The organism is Polaromonas sp. (assembly GCF_035638815.1).
In the GTDB taxonomy this organism is placed as follows: Bacteria; Pseudomonadota; Gammaproteobacteria; order Burkholderiales; family Burkholderiaceae_C; genus Polaromonas.
In genome coordinates, this window is record NZ_DASQZG010000031.1 from 54,465 (window position 1) to 71,927 (window position 17,463).

The 17,463-nt window shown below is 59.4% G+C and carries 19 protein-coding genes; 10 read left to right on the forward strand and 9 right to left on the reverse strand.

The genetic code is table 11. The features are described from left to right. Nucleotides 1-8: 8 nt before the first annotated feature. Genes VE934_RS17860 through VE934_RS17885 form a run of 6 tightly spaced genes read right to left on the reverse strand, consistent with a single transcriptional unit; the run spans nucleotide 9 to nucleotide 4,362 of the window. Nucleotides 9-698, reverse strand: a complete 690-nt coding sequence (locus VE934_RS17860; RefSeq protein WP_324890061.1) for an MIP/aquaporin family protein — start codon at nucleotides 696-698, stop codon at nucleotides 9-11. Next, nucleotides 695-1,573, reverse strand: a complete 879-nt coding sequence (locus VE934_RS17865; RefSeq protein WP_324890063.1) for a sterol desaturase family protein — start codon at nucleotides 1,571-1,573, stop codon at nucleotides 695-697. Before VE934_RS17865 ends, VE934_RS17860 begins: the two co-directional genes overlap by 4 nt. Nucleotides 1,574-1,601: 28 nt before the next feature. Beyond that, nucleotides 1,602-2,105, reverse strand: a complete 504-nt coding sequence (locus tag VE934_RS17870) for an arsenate reductase ArsC (RefSeq protein ID WP_324890065.1) — start codon at nucleotides 2,103-2,105, stop codon at nucleotides 1,602-1,604. An 11-nt stretch (nucleotides 2,106-2,116) separates the two neighbouring features. Continuing rightward, the gene (locus tag VE934_RS17875; RefSeq protein WP_324890067.1) at nucleotides 2,117-2,617 is read right to left on the reverse strand and encodes a glyoxalase/bleomycin resistance/dioxygenase family protein; all 501 of its coding nucleotides are present in this window, start codon (nucleotides 2,615-2,617) and stop codon (nucleotides 2,117-2,119) included. Between the two features lie 22 nt (nucleotides 2,618-2,639). After that, nucleotides 2,640-4,001 carry a hypothetical protein gene (locus tag VE934_RS17880; protein ID WP_324890069.1) on the reverse strand — a complete coding sequence of 454 codons (1,362 nt, stop codon included), beginning with the start codon at nucleotides 3,999-4,001 and terminating at the stop codon, nucleotides 2,640-2,642. A 19-nt stretch (nucleotides 4,002-4,020) separates the two neighbouring features. Next, nucleotides 4,021-4,362 carry a metalloregulator ArsR/SmtB family transcription factor gene (locus VE934_RS17885; protein WP_324890071.1) on the reverse strand — a complete coding sequence of 114 codons (342 nt, stop codon included), beginning with the start codon at nucleotides 4,360-4,362 and terminating at the stop codon, nucleotides 4,021-4,023. 77 nt (nucleotides 4,363-4,439) lie between these two features. On the opposite strand from VE934_RS17885, the gene arsC reads away from it, so the two are divergent. The 3 genes from arsC to VE934_RS17900 all read left to right on the forward strand — a co-directional run bounded on the left by arsC (nucleotide 4,440) and on the right by VE934_RS17900 (nucleotide 6,254). Then, complete coding sequence (gene arsC / locus VE934_RS17890) at nucleotides 4,440-4,871, forward strand: arsenate reductase (glutaredoxin) (RefSeq protein WP_324890073.1); 432 nt, start codon at nucleotides 4,440-4,442, stop codon at nucleotides 4,869-4,871. After that, entirely contained in the window at nucleotides 4,840-5,577 is a 738-nt protein-coding gene (gene arsH / locus VE934_RS17895) for an arsenical resistance protein ArsH (RefSeq protein WP_324890075.1), read from the forward strand. Before arsC ends, arsH begins: the two co-directional genes overlap by 32 nt. Nucleotides 5,578-5,852: 275 nt before the next feature. Further along, nucleotides 5,853-6,254 carry an RNA-binding protein gene (locus VE934_RS17900; protein ID WP_324890077.1) on the forward strand — a complete coding sequence of 134 codons (402 nt, stop codon included), beginning with the start codon at nucleotides 5,853-5,855 and terminating at the stop codon, nucleotides 6,252-6,254. 220 nt (nucleotides 6,255-6,474) lie between these two features. Here the strand turns inward: VE934_RS17900 and VE934_RS17905 are convergent, their stop codons facing one another. Continuing rightward, nucleotides 6,475-8,709: a PhoX family phosphatase gene (locus tag VE934_RS17905; RefSeq protein WP_324890079.1), complete on the reverse strand. Its 2,235-nt coding sequence runs from the start codon at nucleotides 8,707-8,709 to the stop codon at nucleotides 6,475-6,477. Between the two features lie 215 nt (nucleotides 8,710-8,924). Between VE934_RS17905 and VE934_RS17910 the strand changes: the two genes are divergently transcribed. The 7 genes from VE934_RS17910 to VE934_RS17940 all read left to right on the forward strand — a co-directional run bounded on the left by VE934_RS17910 (nucleotide 8,925) and on the right by VE934_RS17940 (nucleotide 15,361). Beyond that, complete coding sequence (locus tag VE934_RS17910; RefSeq protein WP_324890081.1) at nucleotides 8,925-9,218, forward strand: hypothetical protein; 294 nt, start codon at nucleotides 8,925-8,927, stop codon at nucleotides 9,216-9,218. An 85-nt stretch (nucleotides 9,219-9,303) separates the two neighbouring features. Continuing rightward, nucleotides 9,304-10,158 (forward strand): GNAT family N-acetyltransferase, encoded by an 855-nt coding sequence (locus VE934_RS17915; protein WP_324890083.1) that lies wholly within the window; start codon nucleotides 9,304-9,306, stop codon nucleotides 10,156-10,158. Continuing rightward, on the forward strand, nucleotides 10,158-11,021 hold the full coding sequence (locus VE934_RS17920) for a UDP-2,3-diacylglucosamine diphosphatase (RefSeq protein ID WP_324890085.1): 864 nt from the start codon (nucleotides 10,158-10,160) through the stop codon (nucleotides 11,019-11,021). Before VE934_RS17915 ends, VE934_RS17920 begins: the two co-directional genes overlap by 1 nt. After that, nucleotides 11,018-12,082 carry a glycosyltransferase family 1 protein gene (locus VE934_RS17925; RefSeq protein ID WP_324890088.1) on the forward strand — a complete coding sequence of 355 codons (1,065 nt, stop codon included), beginning with the start codon at nucleotides 11,018-11,020 and terminating at the stop codon, nucleotides 12,080-12,082. Before VE934_RS17920 ends, VE934_RS17925 begins: the two co-directional genes overlap by 4 nt. A gap of 78 nt (nucleotides 12,083-12,160) precedes the next feature. After that, nucleotides 12,161-14,257, forward strand: a complete 2,097-nt coding sequence (gene ppk1 / locus VE934_RS17930) for a polyphosphate kinase 1 (protein WP_324890090.1) — start codon at nucleotides 12,161-12,163, stop codon at nucleotides 14,255-14,257. A 1-nt stretch (nucleotide 14,258) separates the two neighbouring features. Then, complete coding sequence (locus VE934_RS17935) at nucleotides 14,259-14,732, forward strand: SixA phosphatase family protein (protein ID WP_324890092.1); 474 nt, start codon at nucleotides 14,259-14,261, stop codon at nucleotides 14,730-14,732. Nucleotides 14,733-14,860: 128 nt separating this feature from the next. Then, complete coding sequence (locus VE934_RS17940) at nucleotides 14,861-15,361, forward strand: hypothetical protein (RefSeq protein WP_324890094.1); 501 nt, start codon at nucleotides 14,861-14,863, stop codon at nucleotides 15,359-15,361. Nucleotides 15,362-15,404: 43 nt separating this feature from the next. Here VE934_RS17940 and VE934_RS17945 read toward each other — a convergent pair whose 3' ends face one another. Both VE934_RS17945 and ppx read right to left on the reverse strand, forming a co-directional pair. Next, entirely contained in the window at nucleotides 15,405-15,845 is a 441-nt protein-coding gene (locus VE934_RS17945; protein ID WP_324890096.1) for a hypothetical protein, read from the reverse strand. Between the two features lie 73 nt (nucleotides 15,846-15,918). After that, nucleotides 15,919-17,415, reverse strand: a complete 1,497-nt coding sequence (ppx, locus tag VE934_RS17950) for an exopolyphosphatase (protein WP_324890099.1) — start codon at nucleotides 17,413-17,415, stop codon at nucleotides 15,919-15,921. Nucleotides 17,416-17,463 lie beyond the last annotated feature (48 nt).

The window sequence follows — 17,463 nt, forward strand, 5'->3', positions numbered from 1 at the left end:
GCTCCGGGCTACGCGGGGTTTTTGTCTTTGCCGAGGCAACGATCCAGCACTACGCCGAGTGTTGCGCCTGCCACCTGGGCCAGTACAAAGCCCGGGGCACTGCTGGGAGCGATGCCCGCAAAGCTGTCCGACAACATGCGCCCCAGCACCGCAGCCGGGTTGGCAAACGAGGTGCTGGCGGTGAACCAGTATGCCGCGCCGATGTAGCAGGCTACCAGTGCTGACGCTTTGCCCGGTGGTGATCGAAGAACCACCAGAATCAGTCCGGCTGTGGCAACGCCTTCAGCCAGCCACTGGCCAGCGCCGTCCCGCAGTTTGCTGCTGACCTGCAGTAGATTCAAATCAAACATGGCGTGTGCCAGCCAGGCGCCCGCCACTGCACCCAGCAGCTGGGATGCTATAAAAAACATAGCTGTCTGCGCCCGTCCTTCTTGGGTTAGATGGCTTTTTGACCATAAAGTCAGGGTCACAACCGGGTTGAAGTGCGCTCCGCTGACCGGTCCGAGCACTTCGATCAGGACGTAGAGCGCAAACACCGTGGCGAATGTGTTGGCCAGAAGGGCAACACCGGCGTTGCCCGCACTCAGCCGGTCGGCCATGATGCCCGAGCCAATGACCGCGCACAGCAGCGCAGCCGTGCCGAGAAATTCAGCGAATGGGGCGCGCCATGCTGGAATGTGTGAGTTGGAGTTGCTCATGCCTTGCAGCACGCCGGGCCAAACATCGACAGCACCTGCGCCAAGTAAGGCCGGCGCGCGGGGTACTTGCTGGTGGCAAACAGTCCGATAGATTCAGGCCCTGTGGCTCCGCGCGGATAGTGAAAAGTGCCAAACACCACATCCCAGACGATCAACGCGCTGCCGTAGTTGTTGTTGCCTTCTTCGGGTCGGGTTGAGTGGTGCCAGCGGTGCAACTCATTGGTGCTGAACACATAGTTCATCCAGCCATGGCGCAACGGCAAATTGACGTGCTGCAGCATCTGCACCGGCTGGGTGAGGGCGATGTAGCCCAGCAGGACCTCTGCGGGTGCGCCTAGCAGCATCAAGGGCAGCATGCTCAGGGCGTGTTTGAGTGCGTACTCAAGCGGATGAACGCGGAAATTGTTGATGGAATACAGCCGCTCGCTGCCATGGTGCAAGGCATGCAGCCACCACAGAGCCGTCTGCGTGTGGTGCCAGCGGTGAACCCAGTATTTGCCCAACTCGGAGAGGAGCGTCACGACCAACACCTGAACCAGAAATGGCCAATCGCCGCCAAACCACTCGCCACTTGGCTCCAACCATCCATACACGGCAACCACGGCCAGGGGCGACAGCCACTTCAGCACGGGTTGCACGACGCCAGCCAGCAAGCCAAAACTCAGCCAGTCGGTTAGCCGGTCGCCGCGCGGTGCGTTCCATTCAGCGTGATGCGGCATGTAGCGCTCCAGCAGCATGGCCAGGCCGAGCGCACCGAGGCTGCTGAGAAGAATGGCTGGTTCCAGGTTGCCTCCGGTGCTGCGGGCATAAAGAAAACTGCCAACGCTGACCAGCAGCGCGCCCGGCAAAAGTCCAATGGAGATGATGAATTTCATGAATAGAGATAAAAGTTGGAAGAAAGAATCAGTTGGATGCGGATAACTCACGCGCCGAGCGTCCAACCATGGCCCGCTCCAGTTTTTCCGCCGGCAGGTTGATCAGCAGCTCCAGCCGATGCCGAATGGCGACCAGGGTTTGCCGAAAGGCCTTGAGCTTTTGCGCATCGTCCCCGTCGCCCTCGGACGGGTCGGCATAACCCCAGTGGGCGGTAGCCGGCTGGCCTGGCCAGTAGGGGCAGACCTCGCCGGCGGCGTTGTCGCACACAGTGATGATCAAATCCATGTGAGGGGCGCCCGTTGCTGCAAACTCGTCCCAGCTTTTACTGCGCAGCCCGTCAGTGGCAATGCCGGCTTCAGTCAGTACCTGCAGACCCAGCGGATTGGGCTGCTGTTTGTCGCGGGGGCTGCTGCCGGCCGAAAAAGCCTTGAAGCGGCCCTGGCCAATGTGGTTGAGCACGGCTTCAGCGAGGACGCTGCGCGCTGAATTGTGGGTGCACAAAAAGAGAACGTTGATGGGGTTGGTGGGCAAGGTGGTTCCTTTCAGCAGCAGGCTTTGATTGATGTTCGTCCGCAAGCAGCACGCAGTCTCAGCGCGTTTGCTACGTTTTTAGTAGCAATGAGGGCGCAGCAAGACTGGGCGAGAGACGCTTTTGGTTTGGCAATTGCCGTGCTGAACACTGGAACGCTGTCCAGCATATGGAATTGCTCCCAGGGGATCCCTTGGGGATCCGTCAGCCAGTATTTGTCGCTCCGCGCGTAGGTGCGGTTCGTCTCGCCGTAGTCGACCAAGGTCATGTCGGCCCGCTGCGCGTTGGCCTTGAGTGCGGCTAGCTCGCCGCCCCATTCAACCTGGATGCCCATGTGATCCACGCCGGTGCTGGCGCCACGGGTGGAGATCGCAAAGTTGACCGGAGGGTCTTCCAGCATCCACTTGGCGTAATCCGATTCGGTACGAGTTGGTTGCTGGTCAAACATGGCGGAGTAAAACGCAATGTTCTTCCCGAGATCTTCAACGTGCATGTGAACATGAAAATGTTTCAACGGCGAACTCCAGGTTGATGTTTCAGACAGGAACAACAAGAGGAACAGCAACAGGAGCAGGAACAGGCGCCGGGACCGGAACCGCAGGACAGGCGTTCGCGAGGGGGCTCGCCGTTGGCACCACGACGACCGGTGAAAACCCGCCACCGGCGGTGCGGAGATTCGTCGTCTGGCCTGAGTAGGTGCGTGCCGCCAGCAGCTGCACCTGGCCGCGATAGGTATAGGCGCGCAAGTCCAGCTTCAGCAGGGTAGGCGCACCATCCACATCAACCAGGCGCTCGCTGGGCGGCACCAGTGCCTGCGCAACAAAGCCGCCAGCCAGAATGTCAGACCAAACCCCGCGGGTGAGTTTGTCGCCGCGGTAGGCCGCCTTGGCGCCATAACCCGCAACGGGTTTGAAGAACAGCTGTCTGCGTCTGGCCCACAGCGCGTCCGCGTGGTTTTCGGTGACCAGCTCAGTGCGCGGGATGATTGCTTGCAGCAGTTTCCGGTCTTCGGCGCTGACGCCCCAGCTTTCAAGCAATGCCACATCGCCCAGCGTGATGAGGTTGCGCTTGTCTGCGTAGAGCGCATGTGCTCGAGGGTGCGGCGTGACCACGGTTGCCCCGGCAACGTAGGCGTTTCTCAGTGCGGCATGGCTTGGCTCGGACAGGCTGAAATCCGTCAACCGGTTGTAGACCAGGTCTACCGGCTGGCCGGCGGGCAGGGCAGGATGCCACAGGGCGCCATCCTTCCATTGCAACTCGCGCGCGTCCGCAACCGCAGCCGTCACGCCGTGGCGCAGCAACAGCTGGCGGACCAGCGCAAATTCCGGCGCCAGGTATTGCGCCTCGGGCGCGTCGTCAACAATCAGCACCGTGCGCAGGGGCTGCTCACCGCGTTGGGCGCTCCACTCTGACCGAAACATGCTCACAAAAGTCTCGTCAAGCTGCGTCAGATCAAACGACGCATCCATCAGGCCCTGCATGGACGTGCAGCAGTCGCGATGCGCGCGCGCAAGCGCGCCGTTAAGAAGGGCACCACCGGCGTTGGTGTTGATTTCGATGAGGCGTGGACCATCTGCACCCAGATGAAAGTCATAAGCCATGAAGACGCCTGCTGGGCCGAAATCATGGCGTGCGATGTCGGGTGCGTTTTGCAACGTGTACTGCCGGTAGGCGGGCAGGGCGAGCACGCGCTCCATGGCAGCAATCGCCTGGTCCAGCACGGTGCGAATGGCCGGGTCCAGAAAGACCGCGGTTTGGGAAAACAGGTGGGGGTGGGTGGTGGTCATACCGCTGACCATGCCCTTCAGGCTGGGGTCGGTTTCCAGCTGCTGTTGCAGGCGGCCAGCGTCCAGCGTGCGGCAAAGGCACCCCAGATTCAGGGTTTCAGCGATGTTCATGGCGAGCTTTGTGAGCGGTTTAGCAGGCTGCGCAGGAAGCCGTGTCAGCCGCTTCGCAGGCCTCACCCTGGCAGCAATGTTTGGTCAAGTAGTTCATGAGCTCCACCATGTGGGCGAAATTGGCGCGGTAAATCAGGTTGCGCCCGCGCGGCTCGCTGCTGACCAGGCCGGAGTGCGCCAGTTCCTTGAGGTGAAAAGACAGCGCGCTCGGCGCTACTTCCAGCTGCTCGGCGATCGCGCCGGGCGTCAGGCCGTCGGGCCCGGCAACCACCAGCGCGCGGAAGGTGCGCAGGCGCTGCGCCTGGGCCAGTGCCGCGAGGGCTTTGACGGCGCTGGTTTCATCAAGAGGTGTTGATTTCATAATTCAAATATAATTGAATTATCGAATTAAAGCAATCTCAGCAATCTCCGTTTTTGAATTACCCCAGGAAACAACCCATGGCCGACATCACGATTTACCACAACCCCCAGTGCGGAACCTCGCGCAACACCCTGGCGCTGATTCGAAACAGCGGGGTCGAACCAGAAGTCATCGAGTACCTGCAAACCCCGCCCACGCGCAAGACCCTGCACCAACTGGCGGCGCAGACAGGGCAGCCACTGCGTGAGCTGATCCGCAGCAAAGAAAAGCTGTATGCCGAACTCGAGCTCGACAATCCCGCGCTCAGCGATGAGCAGTTGATAGCCGCCATGCTGACGCATCCCATTCTGATCAACCGCCCCATCGTTGTGACGCCGCTGGGCACGCGCCTGTGCCGGCCATCCGAAGCCGTTCTGGACATCCTTCCCAAGCGGCAGCAGGGCGCTTTCGCCAAGGAAGATGGCGAGCGCGTCGTCAATGACAAAGGAGAACGTGTTGCCGGCGCTTGAAGACCTCCCAAACCTCGACAAAGAACTGTTTGCGCCGCCAACCGCCAGCGCGCTGCAGGCCTTCCGCCCCTCTGCCCATGCACCGCGCATTCTGTTGCTGTATGGCTCGGTGCGCGAGCGCTCCTACAGCCGATTGCTGAGCGAGGAGGCCGCACGCCTGCTCCAGGCCATGGGCGCGGAAACCAAAACCTTCGACCCGCGCGGCCTGCCGCTGCCCGACGACGCACCCGACAGCCATCCCAAGGTGCAGGAGCTGCGGCAACTGGCGCAGTGGGCTGAGGGCATGGTCTGGACCTCACCCGAACGCCACGGCGCCATGACCGGCATCATGAAGTCGCAGATCGACTGGATTCCGCTGAGCGACGGCGCGGTGCGTCCGACGCAGGGCAAAGCTCTGGCCGTCATGCAGGTCAGCGGCGGCTCGCAGTCATTTAACGCCGTCAACCAGCTGCGTGTGCTGGGCCGCTGGATGCGCATGCTGACCATTCCGAATCAATCGTCAGTTGCCAAGGCCTTCCTTGAGTTTGACGAAGCAGGGCTCATGAAACCGTCTGCGTTTTACGACCGTGTGGTGGATGTGATGGAAGAACTCGTCAAGTTCACGCTGCTGACACGCGATGTGTCGCCTTATCTGGTGGACCGCTACAGCGAGCGCAAGGAAAGTGCGGAGGCGCTGGCGAAGCGGGTGAATCAGCGTAGCTTGTGAGTTTGCCGGAGAAATTGGGCTTTGGCCCTTTATACATGGGCGCTGATAGCTATAGAATTGATAGCAATTCAAGCATTGGCGCTACAGCTTGGGAGGTGGAGTGGTGGCGATCTCTCTTGCAACGCGCGCTATGAGTCATAATAGGGGTATATGGGTGTTAATTCACCCATATTGTTTGGTGATCGGTCAGTTTCGCGCGCTACGGCGGTACTTCTTGGATTTGTTGTGCTTCGGGACTCCATCGCTTTTGTTTTTATGTATCTTTAGGAGTCCCCATGGGCAATAAACTTTACGTCGGCAATCTGCCATACACGGTTCGTGACGAAGACCTGCAACAATCTTTCGGCCAGTACGGCTCTGTCACCAGTGCCAAAGTCATGATGGAACGTGACACCGGTCGCTCCAAAGGTTTCGGCTTTGTCGAAATGGGCAACGATGCCGAAGCTCAAGCCGCAATCGCCGGCATGAACGGTCAGTCGCTCGGCGGCCGCAGCATCACTGTGAATGAAGCCCGTCCGATGGAGGCACGTCCTCCACGTAGCGGTGGTTACGGCGGCGGCGGTGGTGGTGGCGGCTACGGTGGTGGCGATCGCTCTGGCGGTGGCGGCTACGGTGGCGGCGGTGACCGTTCCGGTGGCGGCGGCTACGGCGGCGGCGGTGGTCGCGGCGGCTACTAAGCCCTGCATCCCAGCCGTCTCAGCCTTGCGCTGAGACAAGCCAGAAAGGCTTCAGAACTTCGGTTTTGAAGCCTTTTTTGTTGACTAAGCCTGAAACGACCTGCAAGCCATGGCGTGCCGAGTTCCCCCCGGCTCTTGCATGCAGATCGTAGCGTAGGCCTTATAAGGACGTCAGGGCCAGCTATCTATTCAATAGCATTTGCCCGCCGATCCTGGCCGGTCAGGTACCGATCCGGCCGCCGTCCGCTTTAGTGATCACGATTGTGGCTGACCGTGGGCGCTTGCCAGCGCCGTATCCGGCGTTGGCAGGCCATTGGCTCTGGTACTTGGCTGGATCCGAAATCGCAGCCATGGCAGTGCCTTCCCCGGGGTGCTGAATGTTGATGAACAGCGACTTGCCGTCCGGGGTTTCACACACGCCGGTGATTTCACAACCTGCAGGGCCAACCAGGAAACGCTTGAGCGTACTGGCGGTTGGCGCCTTGCCAATCTGCGTCTGAACGGCCAGATTGCCATTGGCGCCGGGGTAGTTCAGGGTGACCTGTTTGCCATCACCTACTTGCCCTGGCAGGGCGGCCAACATCATGCAATTTGTTTTGTCGGTGTAGGCGCCGTCGTCGGTCTGGATCCAGCAGATGCCGGTGTATGGGCTGAACCACAGGCCGTCTGGGCTGGACATGTCCTGGTCGTCGGTCAGGTTGGACAGATTGACTGGATTGGCGGCGGCACCTGCCTCTGCGCCAAAAACGTAAATATCCCAGGTGAGCGTGGTGGCCGCTGGGGAGTTGCCTGCTTCCCGCAGCCGCAGGATGTGGCCATTGGGGTTGCCGCTTTGTGGCTTGCCGTCTTTCATGTCGGTGTACACGCGCGGATTGCTTGCATCAGGCAGCAGCTGCGACGAGCCGGTGGGTGTGAGGCTGCGGTTGCTGTTGTTGGTCAGCGTGAAGTAGACCTCGCCGTTTTTCGGGTTGACGGCGCACCATTCAGGCCTGTCCATCTTGGTGGCGCCCACTGCGTCAGCGGCCAGGCGTGTGTTGACGGCGATGTCGGCCTGATCTGCAAAAGGATAGGTCGTGTAGTTTTTGACAGCCGGGGTGTTGAGTGACAGCTCGATCCACTGACCGGTGCCGTCGGCGTTGAACTTGGCGGTGTATAGCTTGCCGTTGTCCAGGTACTTGTCGCCTGCGTTCATGCGGTTGGCAGGGTTGGCGTCAGCTGGATCCCAATTGGCATTGGATACATATTTGTAGATGTACTCGTTACGCGCATCGTCGCCCATGTACACGGCCAGTGGCTGGCCGGCTACTGCCTTGCTGAACACCGCGCTTTCATGGGCGTAACGGCCCAATGCGGTGCGCTTTTTAGCCAATTTGGTGGCGTCATAAACGTCCATCTCAACCACATAACCCTGGCCGTTCATTTCATTGCGGTAGTCGTCGCTGCCGTCGGCCGACGTACCGATCTTGCTGTTGTTCCAGCGGGCGTATTTGTCTTCTGTGCCACCGGTTTCCCAGCCGTGGCGTGAGGCTGCACCCTGGCCGCGGCCATAACGGCGGAGCGACGTGGCGGACTTGTCGTTGTTGCGGCGCGCATCGTCACCAGCGGTGCGGTGGAAATAGCCCGCAAAGTTTTCTTCACCGGTCAAAAATGTGCCCCATGGTGTCAGGCCGGTGCCGCAGTTGTTAAGTGTGCCGCGTGTTTTGGTTCCGGTAGGAGAGTACTTGGTGACCATCAGGCGGTTGCCGCGAGCCGGACCAGCGATTTCAATATCGCTCTGCTGTGTCAGGCGGCGGTTGAATGACGAGTTGGCCAGATAGGCCCATTTGTCGCCAGTTTTGCGCACCTCGACCACTGAGATACCGTGAAGGGCTGTTTCCTTGTCCACTTCAGCGGCAGGGCGCGGCAGGGTGGATTTGCCACCATCGGTATGAATGAAAAACGAGCTGAGTTTTTCGTCGGTCGTGGCTTCGTGGTTGACGGCCAGCAGGCCGCGGTTTACCGAGGTACGTGAAGGTTGACCGTTTTCGCTCAGGCCAAACCACTCCATGCCGTCGTGATGGTCGCCAGCACGCTTGTCGAAATCCGCATCGGAGCCGTCGTTTTTGAAAGGCGTCGCATTGCCCAGAATCGGGTCACCCAGTGCGTAAATGATGTCCACTTTGTAGCCGGGCGGCACGCTGACGACGTCAGCCAGGCTCTTGGCCACTGCCGGGAAGCCAAGAAGTTTTTCGCCAGGCAGTGCCATCGAGTAAGTCGATGCATCGCCCGCGCCCGTCGCGCAACCCGTTACTGCGGCGCCACCCAGGACAGCAGATGCCGCAACGCTGGCACCGCCGCGCAGCATGTTGCGACGGCTCAGGCGGGCGCCCAGCACCGAGTCAAACGTGGGGTTGTCGGTGGTATTGGAGTCTTCGTTGTTGAAGAAATCGATTGGGCGTGGGGTTTCTTGCGTCATTTTTTATATTTCAAAAGGGTTGGAAAAAGAGAAGGGCTGCAAGCCGTCAAGGCGTCGACAGTCTGATGCATGGGTGTGACAAATTGGTGACAAAGAAGGGAGGGCTCCCTTGCTTTCAGGGTGCGGTGCCGTGTCATGGAAATGCCTTCCAAATGACATGGCCACGTCACTTGCGCTGCGCAGAATCACCGCCATGGCATGACCTGGAGTGCGCAATGGCATTTGATTTCGACCGAGACACCCCTACCGACAACAACATCGATACCGACATCCATGCGGGCATCGAAACCCAAGTTGCTGAAATGACTGCCCCTGTCGGCGAGAACGATTTTGATGCCCAGTGTTTACGAATTTTGCGGTGCACAGCCAGGGCGATGGCTGCAAGTCCGGGTGGGTTGAGGTATAGGCCGGGCGCACGCCCCTGGCTTGATGGTCTGCCTGACGCCGACATGTTGGCCACCCCGCAGCGACGGCTCGGTCAGGCGAATTACTCAACTGCCCGTGACTGAAATTTGGTCTTCCAACAGCCCCTGCAACGGGGCTTTTTTACAGCGTTGCTTCGTCAGTCGAAAGAGATAAATCAAAGGAGTCATCATGAAAGAACTGCCCAATCCCACATTTGATCTGTCGCCAGTCGCCCCGGCGCATTTTTCACGGGGGTTACTTCATCAAAGCTCTCATGCTTCCATTCCAGCCGCTGTTCAAAGGCCTGCCGTGGGGAAAATCCAGGTCGGCTGGGCCAGGCACCAGGACGAGGTCCGGCAAGCGCAGCGTCTGAGGTACCAGGTTTTTGCGGTCGAGATGGGCGCAACGCTGCCCAACACCTTGCCTGGTCATGACATTGATCTGTTTGATGACTACTGCGAACATCTGCTGGTGCGCGATGAGGAGAGCCAGGAAGTCATAGGCACCTACCGCGTGCTCACACCCACCCAGGCCAAGCGCGCTGGCAGCACTTACAGCGACACCGAATTTGACCTCACACGACTGCGCTTTTTACGCTCGCGCATGGTGGAACTGGGCCGCAGCTGTGTGCATGCAGAGCATCGTCACGGCGGCGTGATTCTGGCCCTGTGGGGCGCTCTGGCCGAATTTATGGCGCGCAACCAACTGGACACCATGATTGGCTGCGCCAGCATTCCGATGCAGCACACGGGTGCTTCAAGCGGACAGGCGGCCGCCAGCATCTGGCGCCAGGTTCGTCAATCGCATCTGGCTCCTATTGATTACCACGTCACGCCGCGTCTGGCGCTGCCAGTCGACCGCCTTGATGATTCGCTGAATGTTGAGCCACCTGCACTAATCAAGGGTTATCTGCGCCTTGGCGCCAAGGTACTGGGCGCGCCAGCCTGGGACCCTGACTTCAACTCCGCCGACCTGCCCATGATGATGCGCATTGCAGACTTGCCGCCGCGTTATCGCAAGCACTTTTCAGCCAAGGCTGACTGATGCGGACGCTGTTTGACAAGCTCGGCGCCATGGACAACGGCTACCCATCACAAGGGGACGATGACCACGACGACGCAGATGTGCGCAAGCGTTATCGCAGCATTTTCATATCTGATCTACACCTGGGTACGCCGGGCTGTCAGGCCGGCGAGTTGCTGGACTTTTTGAAGGCTCACCCCAGCGAACATCTTTATCTGGTAGGGGACATCGTGGACGGCTGGCAGTTGCGCCGCAAATGGTTCTGGCCGCAGTCGCACAACGATGTGGTGCAAAAGCTGCTGCGGCGCGCCCGCAAGGGCTGCCGAATCATCTACGTGCCCGGCAATCATGATGAGTTTGCGCGTGAATTTATTGGCCACCAGTTCGGCGGCATCGAAGTCATGGAGGAAGCGGTCCACACCACTGCGGACGGCCGCAATCTGTGGATCATTCATGGTGATTACTTCGATGCAGTTGTCCAGTGTGCCAAGTGGCTCGCTATCGTGGGGGACAACCTGTATGAATTCACGCTCAAACTCAATCGCTACCTCAACGGCCTGCGTGCACGCATGGGCCTGCCGTACTGGTCGCTTTCGGCTTACCTCAAACAAAAGGTCAAGACCGCTCTGAACTACGTGACGGACTTTGAAGTGGCTGTTGCCAACGAAGCACGCCGCAGGGGCCATCAGGGCGTGGTCTGCGGGCACATCCACCGAGCCGAGATGCGCGACATCAATGGCACCCTTTATTGCAATGATGGTGACTGGGTCGAAAGTCGAACCGCTCTTGTTGAAAATTTTGATGGCACGCTGGAGTTGTTGCACTGGGCACCTGATGTCGCCCCTGTTGGTCGGGCCCCGACTGTCAGCGCGGTGAATGCATGAAGATCGCCTTGATTACCGACGCATGGAAGCCCCAGATCAATGGTGTTGTCACAACCCTGGTCGAGCTTGTTCTGGAGCTTGAAAAGCTGGGGCACCAGGTTGACGTTATTCACCCTGGGCTGTTTAAAACACGGCCTTGCCCCGGGTATGCCGGCATTGACCTGGCCATCAAGCCCAAAGCCGTGCTCACGCAAAGACTCACGGAGATGCAACCGGATGCGATCCATATCGCGACAGAAGGCCCGCTGGGCTGGGCTGCCAGGAGTTATTGCCTGAAGCGGGGCTTGAGTTTTACCACCGCTTTTCACACCAAGTTTCCAGAGATCCTGCACGCTGCGTTGAAAATCCCGCTGTCCTGGGGCTATGCGCTGTTTCGCTACTTCCACAAGCCGTCGTCAGGCGTGATGGTGCCCACCAATGGTGTGCTGGGCATGCTGAAGCAGCGGGGCTTTCGCAACCTGCGCAGCTGGACCCATGGCGTGGATACGGAGCTTTTTCCATTCGGTGCGCAGCCCCGGCTGTACCCACCTGTGGGCGTATTGGCCCGCCCGGTGTCGTTGTTCGTGGGCCGGGTGTCTTACGAAAAAAACATCGATGCATTTCTGCAGATGGATATTCCGGGGACCAAGATTGTGTGCGGTGTCGGGCCGCTGGAAGAGACTTTGAAGGCGCGTTTTCCGCAGGTCCGATGGCTGGGGGTGCTTCCCCGGTCTGAACTGGCCAAGGTGTATGCCTCGGCGGATGTCTTTGTCTTTCCAAGCAAATCCGAAACCTTTGGGCTGGTGATGCTGGAAGCGATGGCAACCGGTACGCCCGTAGCGGCCTATCCGGTGGACGGGCCGCTGGAGGTGCTGGGCACGCCAGATGGCGCTTGTCACGGTGGGGTGATGGACGACGACCTGAAGCGCGCTTGTTATAGTGCACTGGCCGTCCCCCGGCAGGAGGCCCGCAACCGTGCGCTGGCTTTCAGCTGGGCCCATGCGGCCCGGCTGTTTGAGGGGCATCTGGTGCCCGCCCGGCAAAAAACCAATTCGAAGTTGATCGTCGCAAACGCGCTTTAGCAAATCGGCTTGTCACGGTTTTGTCATCTAACTGGGCAATACTAAAAGTCAGTTTTATTACAAATACATTTCAAATCGATGTCCCATTCTTCAGCGCCCACGTCGGCGGACACAGCAAACGTCAAGTTTCTGGATCGCGACCACAGCATCCTCGCCTTCAATGAAAGGGTGCTAGACGGCGCTAAACGGGCAGACGTGCCGCTGCTGGAGCGCCTTCGGTTTCTCTGCATTGTTTCGTCCAATCTGGATGAGTTTTTTGAAGTCCGTGCCGCCTTGCATTTGACGGCTGCGCAAAACGAAGAGCAAAAGGGCTCTTACAGCGCCGCGTCGTTCAAGGAGCTGTCAGCTGCCACGCATGACATCGTGGCGCGTCAATATTCGCTTTACAACGACGAGTTGATGCCCGCTTTTGAGAAGCATGGCATCAAGATTGTTTCCCACGGTGACCGCAACGCGGCTCAAAGGGCCTGGGTCAAGGCCTACTTTGAACGGGAGGTCAGGCCTTTGTTGATTCCTGTCGGACTTGATCCTTCCCACCCCTTTCCGCAGGTGGCCAACAAGTCGCTTAATTTCATCGTTCGCCTGGGTGGACGCGATGCATTTGGCCGCGAAAACGACATTGCCATCGTCAAGGTGCCCCGGGTATTGCCGCGCCTGATTCGCATGCCGGAAAAGGTGTCGGGCAAGCTCCGATGTTTTGTCTCCTTGTCCAGCGTCATCCGGGCGCATCTGGATGAGCTGTTTCCTGGACGCGAAGTGGGGCAGTTTTCACAATTCCGCGTGACGCGCCACTCGGACCTGGCAGTTGACGAAGACGACGTGAAGAATCTCCGCACGGCCCTGCGTCTCGGGCTGGAGCAACGTCACTACGGGCAGGCGGTGCGGCTTGAGGTGTCGGCAGGTTGTTCGGAGCATCTCTCCGGATTTCTGCTCACGCAGTTCAACCTGCCGCCCGAGTCGCTGTACCGGGTGCATGGGCCGGTCAACCTGTACCGACTGACCCAATTGGTAGACCTGGTCAATGATCCCAAGCTGCTGTTCCCGCCTTACAAAGCCTGCTATCCGATCCAGCTGACGCCTGGCCAATCATTTTTTGAACGACTCAAGCAGGGCGATGTCTCTGTCCATCAACCGTTCGAGAGCTTTGACGGCGTGCTCGATTTTCTGCGTGAGGCCGTGAACGACCCGCAGGTGCTGGCCATCAAGCAAACCATTTACCGTACCGGGTCAGACTCCGAGTTGATGGTCCTGCTGCGCGAGGCCGTGCGCCGCGGCAAAGAGGTCATGGTGGTGCTGGAGCTGAAAGCCCGGTTTGACGAAGAAGCCAACATCAACTGGGCCGAGATGCTGGAATCCATAGGCGCACAGGTGGTCTATGGCGTAGTAGGCCTCAAGACGCACGCCAAGATGCTGCTGGTCACCCGGCGGGAGGGGCATCACCTGCGTCGTTACGCGCATTTGTCCACCGGCAACTACAACCCCCGAACCGCCCGCCTGTATACCGATGTGAGTTATCTGACCGCCGATGCTGCATTGACGGCCGACATTGACAACGTGTTTGTGCACCTGGCAAGCCAGAGCAAGTTGCCCAAGCTGCATCGCCTGCTCATGGCGCCGTTTCAATTGCACCGCAAGTTGATTGAACAGATTGATGCCTTGGGTGAAGCGGCTGCGCAGGGCAAAGACACGCGCATCGTCGCCAAGATGAATGCGCTGACCGATGAGGCGATGATGCTGGCGCTGGTGCGGGCAGGGCAGCGGGGCGTGAAGATTGATCTGGTGGTGCGGGGCGCATGCATGCTGCCAGCCCAGCTTCCGGGGGTGACTGATAACATCCGCGTCCGCTCAATCATTGGCCGTTTTCTGGAGCATTCCCGCGTTTTCTACTTTCGCTGTGCCGGCGAAGAAACGCTGTACCTGTCCAGTGCAGACTGGATGAACCGCAACATGCTCAGGCGTGTGGAACTGGCCTGGACCGTAACCGATCCGGTCATCCGTCAGCGCATCGTCGACGAATGTCTGGTTGCCTACCTGCATGACGGCAAGGACGCCTGGGATTTACAGGCCGACGGAAGCTACTTGCGCGTTGACAGTTCGGGTCCAGGTGAACACCATAGCGCTCAAATTGCGTTGATGGCCCGCTACACCGCGAACAGCGAAACCACGGAGCGCTGAGATGGACCTGATTCTCTGGCGTCATGCGGAAGCCGAAGACTGGCAACCTGGGGACGCCAGCGGCGTTAGCGACCTCGACAGATCCCTCACCGCACGCGGCGAAAAGCAGGCCGCGCGCATGGCTGTATGGCTGGACCGGCAATTGCCCGAAGGTGCGCGCATCCTGGTAAGCCCCGCGCGCCGCTGCGAACAAACAGCACTCGCCCTGGGACGCAAATACAAAATTCGTGCGGAGCTGGGCCCCGACGCGCCGCCGTCGCAACTTCTGGAACTGGTCCAGTGGCCGTCCAATAAGCTGCCCATCCTGGTGATTGGCCATCAGCCCACGCTAGGCCAGGTCATCGCCCAGTTGCTGAATTTGCAGGAAAGCGACTGTGCTGTGAAGAAGGGCGCCCTCTGGTGGCTGCGTAACCGCGAGCGTTTGGGCGGTGCTCAGACAGTGGTCGTTACGGTGCAGTCGCCTGAAGTACTTTGAAGTGTCAGAACTCTATTTTTTGATTAAAACCGGCGTCCCTCCCTTTCGTAATGGGCGACTTGTGCTATGAAAATCATAGTAATTCATCTGTTTGACGCTCCCTTGACCGCGCGACCACATATGGTGCCATGACCGCAACGGTCAGGGCTGACCGCCTTCACCCGCGTCAGCTTCAACTGGAGCTGCGCCAGAGCGGGCGCGAGCTTGCGGTGTTTTTGCTCGTTGTGCTGATCATTGTGGGTGCGGTGTTTCTTCTGGTACCGCAGGCCAGACAAATGCCTGTGGTGCTGCTGGGTGCGGTCGGCGTTGCCTTTGGGTGGTGCGCCTACGCGATGACCTGCCGGGAGCACTACACATTCGATCAGCAGACGAACGCGGTGAGCGTCAAGCGCATGTCGGTGCTGGGAGGTTCATCGACGGCGCTGGACCTTGCGGGAGTTTGCGCAGTCCAGCAGTCGTGGAGCGGCGTGGACGAAGATCGCCGCGTCGTCGAGCTGGTGACAACAAGTGGCGCAACCAAGCTGCGCATTCCACGCAGGCTTACCACCTTGAGTGCGCAAGAGCAGGACCTTGTTGGCCGTGCAATTGCCGGCCATTTGGGAGTCCCTCTGCGTTCGGTCCCTTCCTAGCCGGTATTTATGAGACGCGGTTGCTTGGGGTAGCCTGCGCGACTCATCCAGCGAGCGTGGGGCGGCCTGTCTTGATGGCGGGGACGTTGTTGAGGGCAGTCAGAAATGCCGCGTCCTGCATGGCTGCAATGGCCTTTATGCCCGCGCGCAGCAGCTCACTTTTTTTGACGGGGCGGGCCAGCTTGGCAGCACGCTGTTTGAGTTCTTCCAGCACGACGAATTCGGCCTTCGGAATGGTGAAACTGTCGCGAACCAGTTTTGGTTTCTTGGCTTTAGGCGCTTTCTCAAGCTTGACCGCCGGTTTGGCAGAGACCTTCTTTGGTGCAACCGGTTTTGCGCCGGTTTTTTTCACGATGGGCGCCGTGCCACTGTTCGCGGTTTTGGCTGCCTTGCTGGGGGCGGTTGGCCGCTTTGTCACAGCTTTTTTGGTACTGGTGCCTGACTTGCGGGGTGTTGTTGTCACTGGTTTTGTCGCAGTTGCCATGAGAATTTCCTTCTTCAAATAAACGGTGTATATAGTTTATACCGTTTAGCATCCGCGAGTCAACGCAACCTGTCTAGATCCCTGTCAGCGCCAGCGTCCACGGTGTTTTCTGCCAGGCCAGCACTTCTTCACGCAGGAGGTGCGCCGACTGTGGATAGGCGGTGCTCCAGCCTGGCGGGCAGGTGAGCACAAAGCGTTGATGGCCTGCCACACAGCCAAGCTGAATTGACTTGAACTCCGGGTCGCGCCGGGCGTGGCAGAGGATGACCGCGAGCCGCAAGCACAGCAGTTGCTGAATAAAAACGGTATCTTCGAAATCAGCGTCAAGCTTGCGCAACTTGCCGCGGTGGCCCAACACCAGCAGACCGAGGCGGTGCAGTTCCGGCAGTGCAAAGCCGGGCGCATCAGCGTTGTCGAGGATGTAGGCCCCATGCTTGTGATAATCACTGTGCGAGATGTGACTGCCAATCTCATGCAGTTGTGCTGCCCAATCCAGTTTGCGCTGAAAACGGTCCAGGTCTACAGGCAGCAGCCCGCTGCTGATTTGTTGAAAAAGAAATCGGGCGATCTTGCTCACGCGCTGGGCCTGGGCGGTTTCCACGGCAAATTTCTGCGCCAGACGCAACACCGTGGTCGAGCGCAGGTCGGTGGTTTCCTGTTCACGGTCCAGCAGGTCATACAGCACGCCGTGCCGCAGGGCGCCTTGGGCCGCGTGCATTTCCTCAATACCAAGTAATTCAAACACCGCACGCAACACGCTGACACCACCGCCAATAACGGCGCGACGGTCGTCCTTCATGCCCTCAATCTTGAGCCGGTCTACGCTTTGCGCCTTGAGCAGCCGGTCCAGCAGCCAGTCCAGCCCCTCACGTGTGACCAGGCCCGCAGGCATGCCTGCAGCCACAAGCACGTCGCCGACGGCCCCTATGGTGCCCGATGACCCGTACGCTACCTCCCAACTCCCAGCGCGATAGACGTTGGTCGCTTCCTCCAGGACAGCCTTGGCGGCTACTTCGGCCGTCTGGAAGGCCTTGGCGGTGAATTGCCCCTCGGGAAAGTATTTCATTGACCAGGCCACGCTTCCCACCCGGTAGGACTCCATGGTCAGCGCGGTAAGGCCCTGGCCCAGAATCATCTCAGTGGACCGCCCGCCGATGTCGACCACCAGCCGATGCTCATCAGACTGCGGAAGCATGTGGGCGACCCCCTGGTAGATCAAGCGGGCTTCTTCGCGCCCCGAGATCACGTCGATGGGAAAGCCCAATACCTCATGGGCGCGGCGCAAAAAAGCGTCGCGGTTGCGGGCTTCACGCAGCGTTTGAGTGGCCACCGCGCGCACCTCGCCTTTTTTGAATCCAGCCAGGCGTTCGCCAAAACGCGCCAGGCAATCCCAGCCACGTTGCATGGCGTCGGGGGTCAGGTTGCGGTCTTTGTCGAGTCCGTTGCCCTGTCGGACAGTTTCCTTGAGGTATTCGGTGCGGTGAATCTGCCCGTGATCGAGGCGGCCTATTTCGAGGCGAAAGCTGTTGGAGCCGAGGTCCACGGCAGCAAGGCGGGTTCCATTTTGCATGTGCGAGCGATTGTTTTTTCAAACCCAGCATAGCATCCGTGCCGAGCA

What these genes read in the sequence shown, in the direction of transcription:
- VE934_RS17860 (WP_324890061.1), bottom strand. Translation starts at nt 698, where the DNA reads ATGAGCAACTCCAACTCACACATTCCAGCATGGCGCGCCCCATTCGCT.
- ppk1 (WP_324890090.1), top strand. Translation starts at nt 12,161, where the DNA reads ATGTCCCATTCTTCAGCGCCCACGTCGGCGGACACAGCAAACGTCAAG.
- VE934_RS17905 (WP_324890079.1), bottom strand. Translation starts at nt 8,709, where the DNA reads ATGACGCAAGAAACCCCACGCCCAATCGATTTCTTCAACAACGAAGAC.
- VE934_RS17900 (WP_324890077.1), top strand. Translation starts at nt 5,853, where the DNA reads ATGGGCAATAAACTTTACGTCGGCAATCTGCCATACACGGTTCGTGAC.
- VE934_RS17945 (WP_324890096.1), bottom strand. Translation starts at nt 15,845, where the DNA reads ATGGCAACTGCGACAAAACCAGTGACAACAACACCCCGCAAGTCAGGC.
- arsC (WP_324890073.1), top strand. Translation starts at nt 4,440, where the DNA reads ATGGCCGACATCACGATTTACCACAACCCCCAGTGCGGAACCTCGCGC.
- VE934_RS17910 (WP_324890081.1), top strand. Translation starts at nt 8,925, where the DNA reads ATGGCATTTGATTTCGACCGAGACACCCCTACCGACAACAACATCGAT.
- VE934_RS17925 (WP_324890088.1), top strand. Translation starts at nt 11,018, where the DNA reads ATGAAGATCGCCTTGATTACCGACGCATGGAAGCCCCAGATCAATGGT.
- arsH (WP_324890075.1), top strand. Translation starts at nt 4,840, where the DNA reads ATGACAAAGGAGAACGTGTTGCCGGCGCTTGAAGACCTCCCAAACCTC.
- VE934_RS17920 (WP_324890085.1), top strand. Translation starts at nt 10,158, where the DNA reads ATGCGGACGCTGTTTGACAAGCTCGGCGCCATGGACAACGGCTACCCA.
- ppx (WP_324890099.1), bottom strand. Translation starts at nt 17,415, where the DNA reads ATGCAAAATGGAACCCGCCTTGCTGCCGTGGACCTCGGCTCCAACAGC.
- VE934_RS17865 (WP_324890063.1), bottom strand. Translation starts at nt 1,573, where the DNA reads ATGAAATTCATCATCTCCATTGGACTTTTGCCGGGCGCGCTGCTGGTC.
- VE934_RS17940 (WP_324890094.1), top strand. Translation starts at nt 14,861, where the DNA reads ATGACCGCAACGGTCAGGGCTGACCGCCTTCACCCGCGTCAGCTTCAA.
- VE934_RS17880 (WP_324890069.1), bottom strand. Translation starts at nt 4,001, where the DNA reads ATGAACATCGCTGAAACCCTGAATCTGGGGTGCCTTTGCCGCACGCTG.
- VE934_RS17915 (WP_324890083.1), top strand. Translation starts at nt 9,304, where the DNA reads ATGAAAGAACTGCCCAATCCCACATTTGATCTGTCGCCAGTCGCCCCG.
- VE934_RS17935 (WP_324890092.1), top strand. Translation starts at nt 14,259, where the DNA reads ATGGACCTGATTCTCTGGCGTCATGCGGAAGCCGAAGACTGGCAACCT.
- VE934_RS17885 (WP_324890071.1), bottom strand. Translation starts at nt 4,362, where the DNA reads ATGAAATCAACACCTCTTGATGAAACCAGCGCCGTCAAAGCCCTCGCG.